The sequence below is a fragment of the Streptomyces stoeckheimensis genome, from assembly GCF_045822005.1.
Classification (GTDB): domain Bacteria; phylum Actinomycetota; class Actinomycetes; order Streptomycetales; family Streptomycetaceae; genus Streptomyces; species Streptomyces stoeckheimensis.
In genome coordinates, this window is the sequence record NZ_CP169550.1 from 754,397 (window position 1) to 771,087 (window position 16,691).

At 72.5% G+C, this 16,691-nt stretch carries 10 protein-coding genes; 4 read left to right on the plus strand and 6 right to left on the minus strand.

The window, feature by feature from the left end; genetic code table 11:
- Positions 1-5: 5 nt before the first annotated feature.
- Positions 6-659 (minus strand): pyridoxamine 5'-phosphate oxidase family protein, encoded by a 654-nt coding sequence (locus ACE1OC_RS03460; protein WP_407835734.1) that lies wholly within the window; start codon positions 657-659, stop codon positions 6-8.
- 453 nt (positions 660-1,112) lie between these two features.
- Here ACE1OC_RS03460 and ACE1OC_RS03465 point away from each other — a divergent pair, with 453 nt between their 5' ends.
- The 3 genes from ACE1OC_RS03465 to xdhC are packed head-to-tail and all read left to right on the plus strand — an operon-like array spanning position 1,113 to position 5,954.
- Positions 1,113-2,612: a xanthine dehydrogenase small subunit gene (locus tag ACE1OC_RS03465; RefSeq protein ID WP_407835735.1), complete on the plus strand. Its 1,500-nt coding sequence runs from the start codon at positions 1,113-1,115 to the stop codon at positions 2,610-2,612.
- Positions 2,609-5,038, plus strand: coding sequence for a xanthine dehydrogenase molybdopterin binding subunit (xdhB, locus tag ACE1OC_RS03470; RefSeq protein WP_407835736.1), 2,430 nt, complete (start codon positions 2,609-2,611; stop codon positions 5,036-5,038). The genes ACE1OC_RS03465 and xdhB overlap by 4 nt, the downstream gene beginning before the upstream one ends.
- Before the next feature lies 1 nt (position 5,039).
- Complete coding sequence (gene xdhC / locus ACE1OC_RS03475; RefSeq protein WP_407835737.1) at positions 5,040-5,954, plus strand: xanthine dehydrogenase accessory protein XdhC; 915 nt, start codon at positions 5,040-5,042, stop codon at positions 5,952-5,954.
- 48 nt (positions 5,955-6,002) lie between these two features.
- Here xdhC and ACE1OC_RS03480 read toward each other — a convergent pair whose 3' ends face one another.
- From ACE1OC_RS03480 to ACE1OC_RS03500, 5 genes are all read right to left on the minus strand, one after another.
- A complete protein-coding gene (locus tag ACE1OC_RS03480) occupies positions 6,003-7,196 on the minus strand; it encodes an MFS transporter (RefSeq protein ID WP_407835738.1) in 1,194 nt (397 codons plus the stop codon).
- Positions 7,197-7,234: 38 nt separating this feature from the next.
- The gene (locus tag ACE1OC_RS03485) at positions 7,235-7,747 is read right to left on the minus strand and encodes a hypothetical protein (RefSeq protein WP_407835739.1); all 513 of its coding nucleotides are present in this window, start codon (positions 7,745-7,747) and stop codon (positions 7,235-7,237) included.
- Between the two features lie 127 nt (positions 7,748-7,874).
- Positions 7,875-9,068: a serine hydrolase domain-containing protein gene (locus tag ACE1OC_RS03490; RefSeq protein WP_407835740.1), complete on the minus strand. Its 1,194-nt coding sequence runs from the start codon at positions 9,066-9,068 to the stop codon at positions 7,875-7,877.
- Between the two features lie 136 nt (positions 9,069-9,204).
- Positions 9,205-11,010, minus strand: coding sequence for a glycoside hydrolase family 35 protein (locus ACE1OC_RS03495; protein ID WP_407835741.1), 1,806 nt, complete (start codon positions 11,008-11,010; stop codon positions 9,205-9,207).
- A gap of 174 nt (positions 11,011-11,184) precedes the next feature.
- Complete coding sequence (locus tag ACE1OC_RS03500; protein ID WP_407835742.1) at positions 11,185-12,138, minus strand: hypothetical protein; 954 nt, start codon at positions 12,136-12,138, stop codon at positions 11,185-11,187.
- 1,138 nt (positions 12,139-13,276) lie between these two features.
- On the opposite strand from ACE1OC_RS03500, the gene ACE1OC_RS03505 reads away from it, so the two are divergent.
- Positions 13,277-16,474 (plus strand): non-ribosomal peptide synthetase, encoded by a 3,198-nt coding sequence (locus tag ACE1OC_RS03505; RefSeq protein WP_407835743.1) that lies wholly within the window; start codon positions 13,277-13,279, stop codon positions 16,472-16,474.
- Positions 16,475-16,691: the final 217 nt, after the last annotated feature.

Below are 16,691 nucleotides of genomic sequence, written 5' to 3' on the forward strand. Positions count from 1 at the left end.
GGCGGTCAGACGTACATGTCCTTCTCGTCGTACGAGGGCCCGTAGTAGCGCTCCAGCGCCTCCAGGGACTCGTGCGTGCGCTCCAGGCTCTTGGAGATCCTCGCCCGGGAAGGGGCGGCTTCCGGGTTCCAGGTCTCCGGCTTCCACAGGGCGGAGCGCACGAAGGACCTGGAGCAGTGGAAGTAGACCTGCTCGACCTCGACGAGGAGGGCGAGGGCGGGCCGGTGCCCCTTGACGGTCAGGTCGTCGAAGAAGGGCGCGTCGCGAAGCAGCCGGGCCCGGCCGTTGATGCGCAGGGAGTCCCCGCGGCCCGGGATCAGGAAGAGCAGACCGACGTGGGGGTTGGTGAGGACGTTGCGGAAGCCGTCCGCACGGCGGTTTCCGGGACGGTCCGGGATCACGAGGGTGGTGTCGTCCAGGACCTTCGCGAAGCCGGGCGGGTCGCCCTTGGGCGAGACGTCGCAGGTGCCGTCTGCGGCGGAGGTGGAGATCAGGCAGAGCGGGGAGCGTGCGAGCCACTGCACGTGGTGCTCGTGGAGGGTCCGGCGCTCCTTGCCCAGGGCCACCGCGTTCGGCTCGCCGAGGAGCTCGCGCAGCTCCGCCTCGGTGGTGATCTCCTCGAATGCCCCTGTGTCCACGGTCACTTCCCGCCCCCGCATGCTCGTCCGTGGCCGCCTGTCGCCGCCCTGCCCGCGACTATGCCACTGGTTGTGCGTACGAAGGAGCACCCCGCGCGAGCGGCCGCCTTCATGGAAACGTCCCAAATGGTGCTTGACCGATCAACCTTCGGCACGTAACTTCGACCGCACCAACTCGAGAGCCACTGGAAGGGAGGCGAAGCCGGATGTCCACCATCTCCGTATCGCTTCGCCTCGCACACCAGACCGCCTGGGCTCCGGGTCGCGTAGCACACGGCTGCTGAACAGCCACCCTTCCGGCGTGCCCGATCGCGGCCCCGGAACTTTTCCCTCACTCTGTCACCACTTACGGCGCCTCCTTGCGTGCCGATTCGCCGCGCTCCGGGACATCGAGCTGCGGCCACCGAACGAGAAAGCTCCTGCCATGGCGACTAGGACAGTCCGATCGACCGCGCCCCGAAACGAGAACGCACCGTGGTAGCGGCGCGGATCACGGTCAACGGGAAAGAAACACCGATCGCCCCGGCCGCAGCCCACACCACGGTGCTGGACTTCCTGCGCGACCGCGGCCTCACCGGCACCAAGGAGGGCTGCGCCGAAGGCGAATGCGGCGCCTGTTCGGTGCTCGTGGCCCGGCCGGGCGTGCACAAGCCCACCGACTGGGTGGCGGTCAACGCCTGCCTGGTTCCGGCCCTGGCGCTCGACGGTCAGGAGGTCATCACCTCCGAAGGCCTCGCCACCGTCGACGAAGCCGGCGCAGCCACCGCGCTGCACCCCGTACAGGAGGAGATGGCCGTCCGCGGCGGCTCCCAATGCGGTTACTGCACACCGGGGTTCATCTGCAGCATGGCCTCCGAGTACTACCGGCCCGACCGCTGCGCACACGAGGACCCGGCCGCCGGACAGGCCGCCGAACCGGCCGCGGATTCCGCCGAAGGCACCGACTCCGAGCACGGCCCGAACGGTTTCGATCTGCACGCGCTGAGCGGAAACCTGTGCCGCTGCACCGGATACCGCCCCATCCGCGATGCCGCGTTCGCCGTCGGCTCGCCCACCGAGGACGACGTATTGGCGCAGCGTCGCGAGCAGTCGCCGCCCGAGGCCGCCGCCACCGAATACACCCGGGACGACAGCGCGTTCATCCGGCCCGGCACCCTCGCGGAGACGCTGCGGCTGCTGAGCGAGCGGCCCGAGGCGGTGGTCGTCGCCGGCAGTACCGACTGGGGTGTGGAGGTGAACATCCGCTCCCGTCGTGCGAGTTGTGTCGTCGCGGTCGACCGGCTGCCCGAACTGCGGGAGCTGCGCGTCGAGTCCGATCACATCGAGATCGGAGCGGCTCAGACGCTCACCGAGATCGAACGCCGTCTCGACGGCAGCGTCCCGCTCCTGGCCGAGCTGTTCCCGCAGTTCGCGTCCCGGCTCATCCGCAACAGTGCGACCCTCGGCGGCAACCTGGGTACCGGCTCCCCCATCGGTGACAGCCCGCCGGTGCTGCTCGCCCTGGAGGCCTCGCTGCTGCTGGCGGGCGCCGACGGCGAGCGCGAGGTCCCCCTGGCCGACTACTTCACCGGCTACCGGCAGAGCGTGCGCCGTCCCGGCGAGCTGATCCGCGCGGTCCGCGTCCCGCTGCCGCTGTCGCCCGTCACGGCCTTCCACAAGATCGCCAAGCGACGCTTCGACGACATCTCCAGCGTGGCGGTCGCCTTCGCGCTCGACATCCAGGACGGGACCGTCCGCAAGGCGCGCATCGGCCTGGGCGGCGTGGCCGCCACCCCGATCCGCGCCCTCTCCACCGAGGCGGCCCTGGAGGGCAGGTCGTGGACGGCCGAGACCGTCGAGGCCGCGGCCCGGGTCCTGCGGGCCGAGGGCACCCCGATGGACGACCACCGCGCCAGCGCCCTCTACCGCTCCGCGATGCTCGGCCAGAGCCTGAACAAGCTGTACGCGCAAACCACCGAGGCGGTGTCGTCATGAGTCAGTTGTCCGAGCGTCCCGAAAAGCCCGTCGTCGGTCTGTCGATGCCGCACGAGAGTGCGAACCTGCACGTCACCGGTGCGGCGCTCTACACCGACGACCTGGTCCACCGCACCAAGGACGTCCTGCACGCCTACCCGGTCCAGGTCATGAAGGCCCACGGCAGGATCACGGCGCTGCGCACCGAGCCTGCGCTCGCCGTGCCCGGGGTGGTCCGCGTACTGACGGGGGCCGACGTGCCCGGCGTCAACGACGCGGGGATGAAGCACGACGAGCCGCTGTTCCCCGACACGGTCATGTTCCACGGCCACGCGGTGGCCTGGGTCCTGGGCGAGACCGTGGAAGCGGCCCGGCTCGGTGCGGCGGCCGTCGAGGTGGAGCTCGACGAACAGCCCTCCGTGATCACCTTGCGGGAGGCGATCGAGACCGAGAGCTTCCACGGCGCCCGGCCCATGATGGTGACCGGTGACGTCGACGCCGGCTTCGAGGACTCCGCGCACGTGTTCACCGGGGAGTTCCAGTTCTCCGACCAGGAGCACTTCTATCTCGAAACGCACGCGGCGCTCGCCCTCCTGGACGAGAACGGGCAGATGTTCGTCCAGAGCAGCACCCAGCACCCCTCGGAGACGCAGGAGATCGTCGCCCACGTACTCGGCCTGCACAGCCACGAGGTGACCGTGCAGTGCCTGCGGATGGGCGGCGGCTTCGGCGGCAAGGAGATGCAGCCGCACGGGTTCGCGGCCGTCGCCGCGCTCGGCGCCAAGCTCACCGGCCGGCCGGTCCGGGTACGGCTCAACCGGACCCAGGACCTGACCATGTCCGGCAAGCGCCACGGGTTCCACGCCACGTGGAAGATCGGCTTCGACGCCGAGGGCCGCATCCAGGCCCTGGACGCCACCCTGACCGCCGACGGCGGCTGGAGCCTGGACCTGTCCGAGCCCGTGGTGGCCCGCGCGCTGTGCCACATCGACAACACCTACTGGATCCCCAACGCGCGCATCGCCGGCCGCATCGCCAAGACCAACAAGGTCTCCAACACGGCCTTCCGCGGCTTCGGCGGACCCCAGGGCATGCTGGTGATCGAGGACATCATGGGCCGGTGCGCGCCCCTGCTCGGCCTGGATCCGATGGAGCTGCGCGAGCGCAACTTCTACCGGCAGGGCCAGTCGACGCCGTACGGGCAGCCCGTCCCCCACCCCGAGCGGATCTCCGCGATCTGGCAGCAGGTCCGGGAGGACGCCGCCCTCGCCGAGCGGGGGCGCGAGATCGCGGCCTTCAACGCCGCGCACCCGCACACCAAGCGGGCGCTCGCGATGACCGGGATCAAGTTCGGCATCTCCTTCAACCTCACCGCCTTCAACCAGGCCGGTGCGCTGGTGCTGGTCTACAAGGACGGCTCCGTCCTGATCAACCACGGCGGCACCGAGATGGGGCAGGGCCTGCACACCAAGATGCTGCAGGTGGCCGCGACCACGCTGGGCATCCCGCTGCACAAGGTGCGCCTCGCCCCGACGCGCACCGACAAGGTGCCCAACACCTCGGCGACCGCCGCGAGTGCGGGGGCGGACCTCAACGGCGCGGCGGTGAAGAACGCCTGCGAACAGATCCGTGAGCGGCTGCTCCAGGTGGCCGGCACGCAGCTGGGTACGAACGCCTCGGACGTGCGCATCGTCGAGGGCGTCGCGCGCGCCCTGGGCGTCGACAAGGAGCTGGCCTGGGACGACCTGGTGCGCACCGCGTACTTCCAGCGGGTCCAGCTCTCCGCGGCCGGTTTCTACCGGACCGAGGGGCTGCACTGGGACGCGAAGGCGTTCCACGGCTCGCCGTTCAAGTACTTCTCCTACGGGGCCGCCGCGACCGAGGTGGAAGTGGACGGCTTCACCGGCGCGTACCGGATCCGGCGGGTGGACATCGTCCACGATGTCGGCGACAGCCTCTCCCCGATGATCGACATCGGCCAGGTCGAGGGCGGTTTCGTCCAGGGCGCGGGCTGGCTGACACTGGAGGACATGCGCTGGGACTCCGGGGACGGCCCGAACCGCGGCCGCCTGCTGACCCAGGCCGCGAGCACCTACAAGCTGCCGAGCTTCTCGGAGATGCCCGAGGAGTTCAACGTCAGGCTGATGGAGAACGCCACCGAGGAGGGCGCCGTCTACGGGTCCAAGGCGGTCGGTGAGCCCCCGCTGATGCTGGCCTTCTCGGTGCGCGAGGCCTTGCGCCAGGCGGCCGCGGAGTTCGGGCCCGCCGGGATCAGCGTGGAGCTGGCCTCGCCGGCCACGCCGGAGGCGGTGTACTGGGCGATCGAGGGAGCCCGCCGGGGTGGTGCGCTGCGCGACGGGCGGGCGTCCGAAGGCAGCGGGGTCCTCGCCGGTGCCCATGCCGGTACCGACACCGATGCCGATGCAAGCGCTTTGAGCAATGTCTGACATGAGCTGGGTCGCCGCGGTCGCGCGGTTGCGGGCACGCCGGGAAGCCGGCGTGCTCGTGACCGTGGCGACCGTGCGCGGCCACGCGCCGCGCCGCGCCGGTGCCAAACTCGTCGTGGGACGGACCGAGACCTGGGGGTCGATCGGCGGGGGCAACATCGAGGCCGTCGCCATCGACCGGGCGCGCGAGCTGTGCGGCGCGGCCGATCCGGAGCCGGAGCTGATGGAGTTCGCGCTGAACGACAAGGTCACCAGCCGGCACGGCGTGCAGTGCTGCGGCGGAGCCGTCAGCGTGCTCCTCGAACCGCTGCCGGTGGTCCAGGCGGTGGCCGTCTTCGGCGTCGGGCACGTCGGGCTTGAACTGGCGCGCATCCTGGCCCGCCAGGACCTCGACCTGCACCTCGTCGACAGCCGCCCCGACATGCTGACGGACGAGCGGCTCGGTGTGCTCTCGGACGCGGTGGCGCAGGTCCACGTGCACCACACCCCGCTGCTGCCGGAGACGGTGCTCGGGGAGCTGCCGACCGGCACCCACGTCCTGATCATGACGCACGATCACGCCGAGGACGCCGCGCTGTGCGACGCCGCCCTGCGCACCCCCGGTCTCGGCTCGATCGGTCTGATCGGCTCGTCCGCGAAGTGGGCGCGGTTCCGGCAGCGCCTGGCCACCGAGGGCGGTCACGACGCCGGCACCATCGACCGGATCACGACCCCGATCGGATTGACCGAGATCACGGGCAAGGAGCCCGCCACGATCGCGGTGAGCGTCGCGGCGGACCTGCTCCGCACCTTCGAACAGGACCGCCAGTGGGCGGTTCCGGTCCCGGATACGGATCCGGTCCCGGTCCCGGTTACGGATCCGGTCCCGAACACCGTCGCCGAAGTGGCGTACCCCACGGCCGCCGGCAGCGCGTGAATCCTCAGCGGTCCACGCGCCGCCGGGCGGCCGGGCGGCCTTGTGCGCTCAGTTCGCTGCGGCCCGCGCCGGTCGCCTGAGCAGGTAGCCGGCCGCGCCCAGGACGAGCACCGCCATGCAGGCGATGAACACCAGTCCCGCGCCCTCCAGCCCGAGGGGGCCCTCCAGTACGCCCACTCCGATCACGGGCAGCGAGATGCCCGTGTACGCCACCAGGAACAGGGTGGAGATCACGGCTGCGCGCTGGTCCGCGGGAGACGCTCCGGCCACGGCGGACAGTGCCCCGCGGAAGGCGAGCCCCTGACCGACTCCGCTGACGAGGGCGCTCAGCACCACCAGCGCCAGAAGGTCCCACCACAGTGCGCCGGCGAGCAGCGCCAGCCCGGCGAGGAGCACGCCGCACCCCAGCGGCAGCGAGCGCTCCACCCCGATGCGGCCGACGGCCAGCTGCCCGGCGGTGGAGGCGAAGAAGGCCAGTGCGACCACCAGCCCGCTCACGGCCCGGTTGTGCACGCCCAGGGACTCCGCGAGGAACGCCGGGCTGACGGAGGTGAACACCCCGAAGAGGGCGAAGCCCACGAACGCGGCGATCGCGGCCGGCCCGAACACCGCCCGCACCTGCGGGGGCAGGGCGGGCTTCTGCGGTCGTACGGTGCTCAGCGGCCGCCGCTCGCGCACCGTCTCCGGGAGTCGCAGCAGGACCACGGCCGCGGCCGCCACGAGCGCGAGGTGCACCACGAAGGGCAGGTACAGCGGCCAGGAGGCGTACTGCGCCAGGATTCCGGCGAGCAGCGGACCGCAGCCCAGTCCGCCCATGTTGGCGGCCGTCGCGACGAACGTGGCCCGCGAGGCGCCGCCGGGCGGTGCCAGCTCCATCACGTACGCCGTGGCGGCCCCGGTGAAGAGGCCGGCGGACAGACCGGACAGCAGCCGTCCCGCGTACAGCCAGGGCATCCCGTCGGCGCACAGGAAGCACACGGCGCTCGCCGCGGCGAAGCCCAGCCCCGCCAGCAGCACCGGCCGACGGCCCACGGAGTCCGAGGCATTGCCCGCGAGCAGCAGTACGCCGATCACCCCGAAGGCGTACACGGCGTACACCACGGTCACCATCAGCGCGGAGAAGCCGAACTTCTCCTGGTAGAGCCCGTAGAGGGGGGTGGGCAGCGTGGTGCCGGCCATGCAGACGACGAACACCGCGCCGCTCAGCAGGCACCGGCGCCACCCTTGTCGATCAAGGTCCATGGGGCCGACCGTATCCCGTGGGGAGCTCGGGGCTCGCGTCAGTACACCAGTTTGTAGGTCACGTCCTTGGGGACGGGGTCCGGTGCGGTGTCGGTGTAGAGGAGCCGGATCGTGGTGAACCGCCGGAGGTCGGGGTGCTCCGGCCAGGCCTGCGGATGGCTCAGGGTCACGGTGACCGGGTAGGCGCGGAAGCGGCCGGCCGCGCAGTACGGGCGGCAGTCGTTCACCATGTCGGTGCCGGTGGCCGTGGCGCTGCCCGGCCCCCAGCTGTGCCAGCGGAGACCGACGAGCCGGTTGTTCCCGTCGCCGCAGGCGAGGATGTACTCCGCGGGGCGCGTCTGCGCCTGCGAGAAGCAGTCGACGAGCACGACCGGATCCTGTGGGTCCGGTGTGCGGGCCGACGACGCGGCGGCGCCGATGTGTGCGGAGGAGGAGGCGGCGGAGGCCGGGAGCACGGCGGCCGTCAGCGCCGCCACCGTGCACAGCAAGCTCGCCGTCCGCACTCTGCGCCGGGATGCGCGTGCGGGGCGGCCACCTGCGGAAACGTTCACGGAAGACCTTCCTTGCGACTCTGCGCAGCCGGCACCACCGGCGTCTTCCCAGCTTCCCCCATGGGAGTGAGGCCCGCACCCGCGGGAACCGCGCGGGTGCGGGCGGGTCACGGGTGCGGGCGCCGGGTCACTTGCGCAGCAGGGCGCAGACGAAGTCTTCCTGGACCTCCCGTACCTGTTCGAGCAGGTCGGGGTTGCTGGTCAGGGATGTCTGCGCGGTGATCGTGAAGGTCAGCGAGCGGCGGCCGTCCGCCGTGGCCGCGGCGAGCTGCGTGTAGCCGGCCGTGTTCCCGGTGTGGCCGTACACCGTTCCGCAGCGCGTGGTGTAACGGAAGATCGCCAGGCCCGCCTCGGAGCGGCCGGGGCCGGGGGGCTGGGACAGGGCGCCGGGGATGAACCTGAACTGCTGGCGCCGGGTGCGTTCGGAGACGAGGGCGCCGCCCGCGTAGCCCCGGATGAAGGCGGTCAGGTCCTTCGGCGTCGACACGATGCCGCCGGACGCCCAGGCCCCGGAGGCACCCACGGCCTCGCTGACGTCGATGGGCCCCTCCTGCGGATCGACCTGGTAGCCGTGGAGGAAGGGGGTGGGCAGCCGGTATCCCTGGGGCAGGCTCGTGGCCCGCAGGCCCAGGGGCTCGTAGACGAACTCGCGCAGCAGCGTCTCGTACCGGCGTCCGGTGGCGGCCTCGGCCATGAGGGCGACGGCGATGTTGTCGGAGTTGGAGTACTCGTAGCGGCTGCCCGGGGGGAAGGCGAGGTCCTCGTCGGCGACGAAATCCAGCAGGCGGCGGGAGTCGAAGCGGTGACGGGGGTCCTCGGAGATGATGTCGCGGAACCCCTCGGAGGCCGAGTAGTCCGGCAATCCACTGGTGTGGTTCAGTAGTTGGCGGAGCGTCACTTCATGCCACGCCTCCGGCTGCCCGGGCAGCACCTTCCCGATCGTGTCGTCGAGGTGCAGCCGGCCGCGGTCGACGAGCCCGAGTGCCACCGCTCCGCTGAAGGCCTTGGCCACGCTGGCGATCCGCATGTGGTCCGTCGCCCGCGGCGGCCGGCCGCTCTCCACGTCGGCCACGCCGGCCCGGTAGACCTCCGTGCGCACGCCGTCGCGCAGGACGGCAATGACCCCGGGGGGCCCGTCGGGCCGCTCCACCAGCTCCCGCAGTTCCTGGTGGAGGGCGGCCCCGGGGGGCGGGTTCCGGTCCGCTCCGGCCTGTGCGGGCTGTACGGAGACGGCGAGCAGGGCGCCGCACGCGGCGGTGGCGGCGGCCAGGCGCAGCGACGGACGGATGCGACCGGAGTGGCCGTGCGGGCGTCGGGACACGGAGGTACCTCCCGGGGAAGACGGACGCGGTGGCCCACGATGGCAGGGCCCGCTCCGGCTCCGGCGGCGACGCGGCCGCACGCCCGCGCTCCGTGGCCCATCCGGCCCTGACGGGCTCGCACGGCGCCGGGCGCGGCTACCAGACGGGGATGGGCGCGGGCGCCTCGGCGCCGAGGTCCGGTACGTCGCGGAGTTCGACGGTGGCCCCGGGCCGGTGGAGCTCGAGGATCACCAGGGTGTTCCCGCCCGCGCGCCAGAGGGGACCCGGTGCGTACAGGGTCTTCTGCGGGCCGCGCTCCCAGAACCTGCCCAGGGCGAAGCCGTTCAGCCAGACCATGCCCTTGGTCCACCCGGGGAGGGCGATGAACGCGTCGGCCGGGGCGTCCAGTTCGACGGTGACCCGGTGGAAGGACGGGCCGTCCGGGAGCGCACCGGGGCCGAACTCGAGTCCCGACAGGTCGTCGAGGGGCAGCGGCCTGATCTCCCAGCCGAACTGGTACTGGTTGTCCAGCCTGACCCCGTCGCGGATGCCCTTGCGATCTGCCAGCAGGGGGCCGTAGTTGATGCGCCCCTGGTTCTCCACGAGGATGTCGAGTTCCGCTCCCCCGTCGGGTACGGCGACGGTCAGCGCCGCGAGTGGCTCGTCCCGTTCCAGCAGCCCGATCTCCCGTCCGTCCAGGAAGACCTGGGCGCGGTCGGCCAGCCCGTCGATGCGCAGCGCCGCCTCGGGCAGGGGTCCCCGCAGCCGGGTCCGGTAGTGGATCAGGCCCAGGGACTGGCCCGCTTCCTCCATGGTCAGCGGCTCGACGTGGTGCACGGGCTTGGAGAGTGCGTCCAGGGAGTCGGCCAGCGAGGCGTGTTCGTCCACGGAGAGCGAGCGGGGAACCACGCGCGGGGGCAGAGCGGGCGGTTCGTGGGTGACGGGGCCGGCGTGACGGCCGATGACCTCGCGGAAGAGGTGGAACTTCCGGGTGAGTTCGCCGGCCTCGCCGACGGGGGCGTCGTAGTCGTAGCTCGTCACGTCGGGCTGGTAGGTGGTGCCGTCGTGGTTGGCGCCGTTCCACCAGCCGAAGTTGGTGCCGCCGTGTCCCATGTAGATGTTCACCGAGGCGCCCGCGGCGAGCAGGCTGTCCAGGGTGGCGGCGGCGTCCTGCGGGTCGCGCGTGTGGTGCGGCTCGCCCCAGTGGTCGAACCAGCCGTGCCAGTACTCCACACAGACCAGCGGGCCTTCCGGCTGGTACGTGCGCAGGGTCGCGAGCGAGCTCTCGGGGCGCGAGCCGAAGGTTCCGGTGGTCAGGACGCCGGGGATGCGGCCGCCGAGCTGGAACCCGTGGTCGGCCCCGTCGGTGGTGAACAGCAGGCAGTCCAGGCCCCGTCGGACCAGGCCGTCGCGGAGGTGTTCCAGGTAGCCGGTGTCGTTGCCGAAGCTGCCGTACTCGTTCTCGACGCCCACCGCCACCACCGGCCCGCCCCGGCTGCCGAGCAGGGGGACCAGTACGGGGGCCAGGACGTCGAACCACGCGTCGACCGCGGCCAGGTAGGCGGGGTCGCGGCGGCGGATCCGGATCGTGCGGTCGGCCAGCAGCCAGCCGGGCAGTCCGCCGAAGTCCCATTCGGCGCAGATGTAGGGGCCGGGCCGGACGATGACGTCGAGTCCCAGGTCGCCGGCGGTCCGGACGAAGGCCGCCACGTCGTTCGGCCCGTCGAAGGTGAACGTGCCGGGTCTGGGCTCGTGGACGTTCCAGGCCACGTAGGTCTCGACGGTGTTCACGCCCATCGCGCGCAGGCGCAGCAGGCGGTCGGCCCAGAGGTCGGGATGCACCCGGAAGTAGTGGATGGCCGCGGAAACGATCCGGTGCGGGCGGCCGTTCCGCAGGAAGCCGGTCTCGTCCGTGGTCAGCGTCGTGATCGGCGTCGCGACGGGCGATTGGGGTGGCTGCACGTGTGCGCTCTCTTTCGGTGCTCCGGGTGCTGCTCGACTCGTCGACCGACAGGGCTCCGGCAGGAGGAAACCCCGCATAGAAAGCGCTTTCTACGGCCGCAGATCACGCTAGGCCGAACCAGCCCGGGGGGTCAAGGGAGATCGCACATGCAGGAGCCCCGGGAGCGGTGGGGCTCACTCATCGAGGAAGAAGGCGGTCTTGCGGACCGTGAGGGAGCGGGTCATCGTGCGCAGGTCGTCGTCGGAGACCGTGGGGCCGCCACCGGTGAGGACCACGATGACGCCCTGGCGTCGCGCGATGTACCGGACGGAGTCGTACGTGCGCGAGCGCCAGGTGTCGGGGGCCACCTGTTCGCAGGGGCCCGGGTCGCCCTGCGTGCTCGCCGACTTCACCTCGCACGCGCCCGGGGGCGCGAAGCCGGGCAGCTGCGGTCCGACGGTCACCCGGATGCCGCGCGCCTCGCGGTCGGCGGCGCTCGTGGGAACCGAGGACGGCAGGATCAGGTAGCCGAAGGTGCCGCCGTACGTGTCGGCCTCCGCGAAGTACACGCGGTAGCCGTCCAGGTCGGGGGCCAGCAACGGGACTCGGGAGGCGGCAAGTCGCTGCTCCCGGTACTCCGACATCTGCCGATCGCCGAGCACGCCCGTCAACGGCCACAGCAGGACGAGGACCCCCGCGAGCACCCCCCAGCGCCTGAGGGAGCCGACGCCGGGAAGCGCGACGGCGGCCGCGGCCGCGTACGCCGCGGCCAGCAGGAGCGGAGCGGTGAACAGGAACCACGGGCCCGAGGCGCCCGCCCGCGCCGACAGGACGGCTGCGAGTACCCCCAGCACCCCGCCCACTCCGGCCACCCGCCAGGCAGGACGGACGCCGACCACCCGCAACACCGCCCACCCGAGCAGGGTCACGACGACGGGTACGGCCGCCATCACCGTGAGGAAGAACCCCACGCACCCCCAGCCCTCGCTCTGGCAGAAGTCATCGATCTCCCAGGGCAGTAGGGCCACCAGGATGCACAGGCCACCCAGCAACGCGCCCACGCCGGCGGGCCGGATCAACGGCCGGAGAGCTTCGCTGCCACTGGTACGGCCCACCCCGCCGCCCTGTTCCTGCACCGTCACGTCCATGGCCGCCGCCCCCTCGGTGAACGTCCATCCGGGTCACCCATCGTGGTGGCGCTGCCCTGCTCACACCATGAGTACGGATACTCATTCGCCGCCTACGGCTGGGCTCCCAGCGGTCTCCAGGCCGCCTATCATCGCCGTTGCCGCGACGGGCAGTTCGGCGGTCCCGCCTCCCAGGACCCGGCCCGGCGTGACGGTGAGCAGGGCCCCGGGCATTCGGATCCGGGAAGGAGGCGACCCCGTTCTCGCGCACGCACTTCGCATACGCGAGCGTGCTCGTCTTGTCGCCGGCGGCCGGCTTCGAGGCTCCCGGAGCAGCGGAGTCGCCGTCGTCACCGCCCGCTCCGCCGCACCCGCCCGCGAACAGCAAGACGGCCGTCACCCCGGCCGCGGAGGCCACCAGTGACCGGGGCCGCCGCCTCGGTCGACGCGGGCTCGTGCTGTGCGGGCGACCGTGGCCAGAGGCGCCGTGCATGTCGATCTCCGTCCCTCGTGGAGGTTCCTGTCGGCTTCGCCGGCGACGGGCGCGGACGAAGCCGGGACTCTTGGTCCCACGCCAGGGATCAGGGGGTTTCGGGGAGGTATCGCCAACGCCGGGCCCGCGGCCCGGTCGGCGGACCGAGGGCGTCCGCTCCTCCGCCGGGACATGCCTTCCGTGGCAGTCGCAACGCTCCGCACGACGACCGACCTCTGCGCAGCGGCCGATCCGCCGCCAGGCTCTTGGAGGTTGATGAACTGTCAGGGATGAGCACACCTGCGGACTTTGGGTGGACGTCGGTGGAGCTCGGCCCGTACATGGTGGTTGATTCCGGGCCATGGACGGCTCTTGACGGTACATGGGCGTTGTGCGAATCTCTCGACAGGTCTGGACCAATTGTCTTCGTCGGGTGGGGGCCCGAGCTGCGAGACACCTCCGGCGATCCTCGGATCTCCGGCGGTCCCGACCACTCACGGCCATCGGCCGGCCCCCGGGGGAGGGCCGGACGTCACCACGGTGGCCGGTGCCGTCACCGAACCCGTTCGCCGCAGCCTGCCGTTGACCTCTGAAGCCCTGACGTGCGGTACTCCGCGCCCCATGCCGCGTCCGTACGTCGATGTGCGCTGCCCTTCCACCCTGCTCCGACGTCCTAAGTGAGCCGCGATGTCCGAAATACTTCCCCCGCCCGACACCAGACCGGCCTCGCCGGCCCAGCAGGGCGTCTGGCTGACCGATCGGCTGGGACTGGCCCGCGAGGCGTTCCACATGCCGGTGCGGATCTCCTTCGACCGGATCGACGCGGAGGCGCTGGCCCGCGCGGTGACCGCCGTGACCAGGCGCCACCCGGCACTTGGCGCCCGGCTGGTGGAGCGAGACGGCCGGGTCTGGCAGGAAGCCGCGGTGCAGCGGCCCGAGCTGGTGCAGCTCGCAGCGCCCGCGGACGAGGCCGACTTGGAGAAGCGGCTGGAGGAGGACGCCGCTCGCCCGTTCTCCCTGGAGACCGGCCCGCTCAGCCGCTTCACCCTGCACCGGCGCGCCGACGGCAGCGCCGAGTTGCTGGTCACCGCCCACCACGCGGTCTTCGACGGCAACTCCAAGGACGTCCTGACCCGGGACCTCGCGGCCGCGTACGGCTCGGCGCTCCTGCCCGCGCCCACCGCGCGGACCACACCGACCGCACCGACCACACCGGGAGTCTCGACGGCGGATCCGGGCGCCGTACGGAGGGCTGCCGAGTGGTACGGGCCGCGTTGGGCCGCCGCCACCGACCCGGTACTGCCCGGCACACCGCGCACACCGACCGCGGCCGGGGCTGGCGAGGCGGTCGAGTGGCGCCTCGACGGCGCCGAGGCCCGGGAGTTGGCCACTGCGGCCGCCCTCGCCGGCACCACCGTCTTCGAGTTCCTGCTCGCGGCCCTGCACGGGCTGCTGCGCCGCTACGGCGGCGAAGCGGTGCCGGTGTCCGTCCCGCTCTCCACCCGGACAAACGAACTCGCAGATGAAATAGGGTTGTTCGTCAACGAACTGCCCGTCCACGCGCCCGCGGCCGGTGCATCGGACACCTTCGCCGCCTTCGCCTCCGCCGTGCGGGCCGAGCTGCGGGCCGGCTACCCGTACCGCGGTGTGCCCTTCGGCAGTGCCGTCGCCGGACTGGGCCCCCGCGTCGGGCTGGCCCCGGTCTCGCTCGGCTACCGCCGGCGCGGCCCGGACCCGGACTTCGCGGGCACCGGCGCCCGGATCGCCTGGGCGGTGCACAACCGCACCGCCCGCAACACCCTCCACCTCCAGGTCGTCGAAGCCCCCGCCGGCCACGGCCCCTCGAGCGGCGGCATCGACTTCAGCCTCCAGTACGACCCGGCCGTGCTCGCCCCGGACACCGCCCGCCGGATCGCCGGCCACTACGGCACCCTGCTCGCCGGGGCGGTCGCCGCGCCCGAGGCCCGACTGCTGGACCTGCCGCTGCTGGACGCCGCCGAGCTCCGCGCCGTCACCATCGCGCCGAACGCCACCGACCGGCCCTATCCGGCCGACCGGACCGTGCTCGACCTGGTCCGCGCCCAGGCCGCCGCCACTCCCGAGGCGATCGCGGTCAGCACGGCCGGCCGCCATCTCGATTTCCGCGAACTGGTCCTCCGTACAGAGCAGTTGGCCGCAGTACTGCGCGCTGCCGGTGTCCGGCACGGCGACCTGGTCGCCCTCCACCTGGACCGCACCGCGGACCTGCCCGCCGCGCTGCTCGCCGTCCTCGCCACCGGCGCGGCGTACCTGCCGCTGGACCCCGGGTATCCGGCCGAGCGCCTCGCCCTCGTGCTGCGCGACTCCGGCGCCGTTCTGGTGCTCGCCGACCGCGAGCCTTCGCCCGAGGTCGCCGCAGCCGCCCCCGCGGTCCTACGGATCCCCGCGCCGTCGGCGCAAGACCCGGCCGAGGCCACCACGGCCACCGCCTCCGTCACGGACGCCGACGCCGGCTCCAACACCGACCCCGGTCCGGACGACGTGGCGTACGTCCTCTACACCTCCGGCTCCACGGGCCGTCCCAAGGGTGTTTCCGTCGGCCACCGGGCGCTGGTCAACCTGCTCACCTCCTTCGCCGACCGGCTCGGCTCCGGCCCGCAGCACGGCTGGCTCGGCTTGACCTCGCTTTCGTTCGACATCTCCGCGCTGGAGCTCTACCTGCCGCTCATCACCGGCGGCCGTCTGGTCCTGGCCCCGGACGGCCTCGCCGTCGACGGCCCCGGCCTGCTCGCGCTGATCGCCGCCGAGGGCGTCACCCACGTCCAGGCCACCCCCTCCGGATGGCGGGTGATGCTCACGGCCGGGAGCGGCGCCGACGCGCTCACCGCCGTCACGGGCCTGGCCGGCGGCGAGGCACTGCCGCTGCCGCTCGCCCGCGAACTGCGCGCGCGCACCGCCCGGCTGTTCAACGTGTACGGGCCCACCGAGACCACCATCTGGTCCACCTGCGCCGAACTCCCCGCCGAGCCGGAGCAGGTCAGGATCGGCCGCCCGATCTCCAACACCCGGACCTACGTGGTCGACGAGCAGCTGAACCCCACCCCGCTCGGCATCCCCGGCGAGCTGCTGATCGGCGGGGACGGCGTCGCCCACGGCTACCTCGGCCGACCCGAACTCACCGCCGAGCGCTTCGTGCAGAGCCCGTTCGGCCCGCCCGGCGCCCGGCTCTACCGCACCGGGGACCGCGCCGTGTGGACGCCCGACGGCGAACTCGATTTCCTCGGCCGGATCGACGACCAGGTCAAGATCCGCGGCCACCGCATCGAACTCGGCGAGATCGAGTCCGCCCTGCTGGAGCACCCCGCCCTCGCCCAGGCCGCCGTTGCCGTCCACACCGAGGAGGACGGGGAGCCCTTCCTCGCCGGCTACCTGGTCCCGGCCGCCGGCGCCCCGTCGCCCGCCCCCGCCGACCTGCGCGACCACCTGATGCGCACGCTGCCGGCCGCGATGGCACCGCAGCGCTGGCTCACCGTGGAGCGCCTGCCGCTCACCCCGAACGGCAAGTTGGACCGGCGGGCCCTGCCGGTACCGCCCCGCGAGACTCCGACGCCACGGGCCGACGCCGCGGGCGACGCCGCAGACACCGCCGACACCGCCGACACCGCCGGCGCAGGTGACGAAGGCGACGCGACGACCGGAACGGTCCGCCGGATCTGGGCCGAGGTGCTGAACCTGCCCGATGTCGGCCCCGAGGACGACCTGTTCGACCTCGGCGGGCATTCGCTGACGGTGATCCAGATCGCCGCCCGGATCCGTGACGCGCTCGGCGTGGAGCTGGACTTCGACGTCTTCTTCGACGTCCCGACCCCGGCCGGCATCGCCGCCGCCGTTCGCGCACGCCAGTAGCCCGTCCCTTTCGGACCGTGCCGGGCCGCCCCGCCCGGTACGCCCGGTACGCCGGGCAGGGGCTGCTCGGCCCTGCCCGGCCCCCTCTCGACACCGCCCGGCCGTGCCCGGCCCGACCTCACCGCGCCCCCGCCACGTCCTTCCGTACCTCCGCGCCCCAGTCCTTCCGTACCTCCGTGCCCCCGTCCGTCCGTACCTCCGCACGCTCCGATTCACC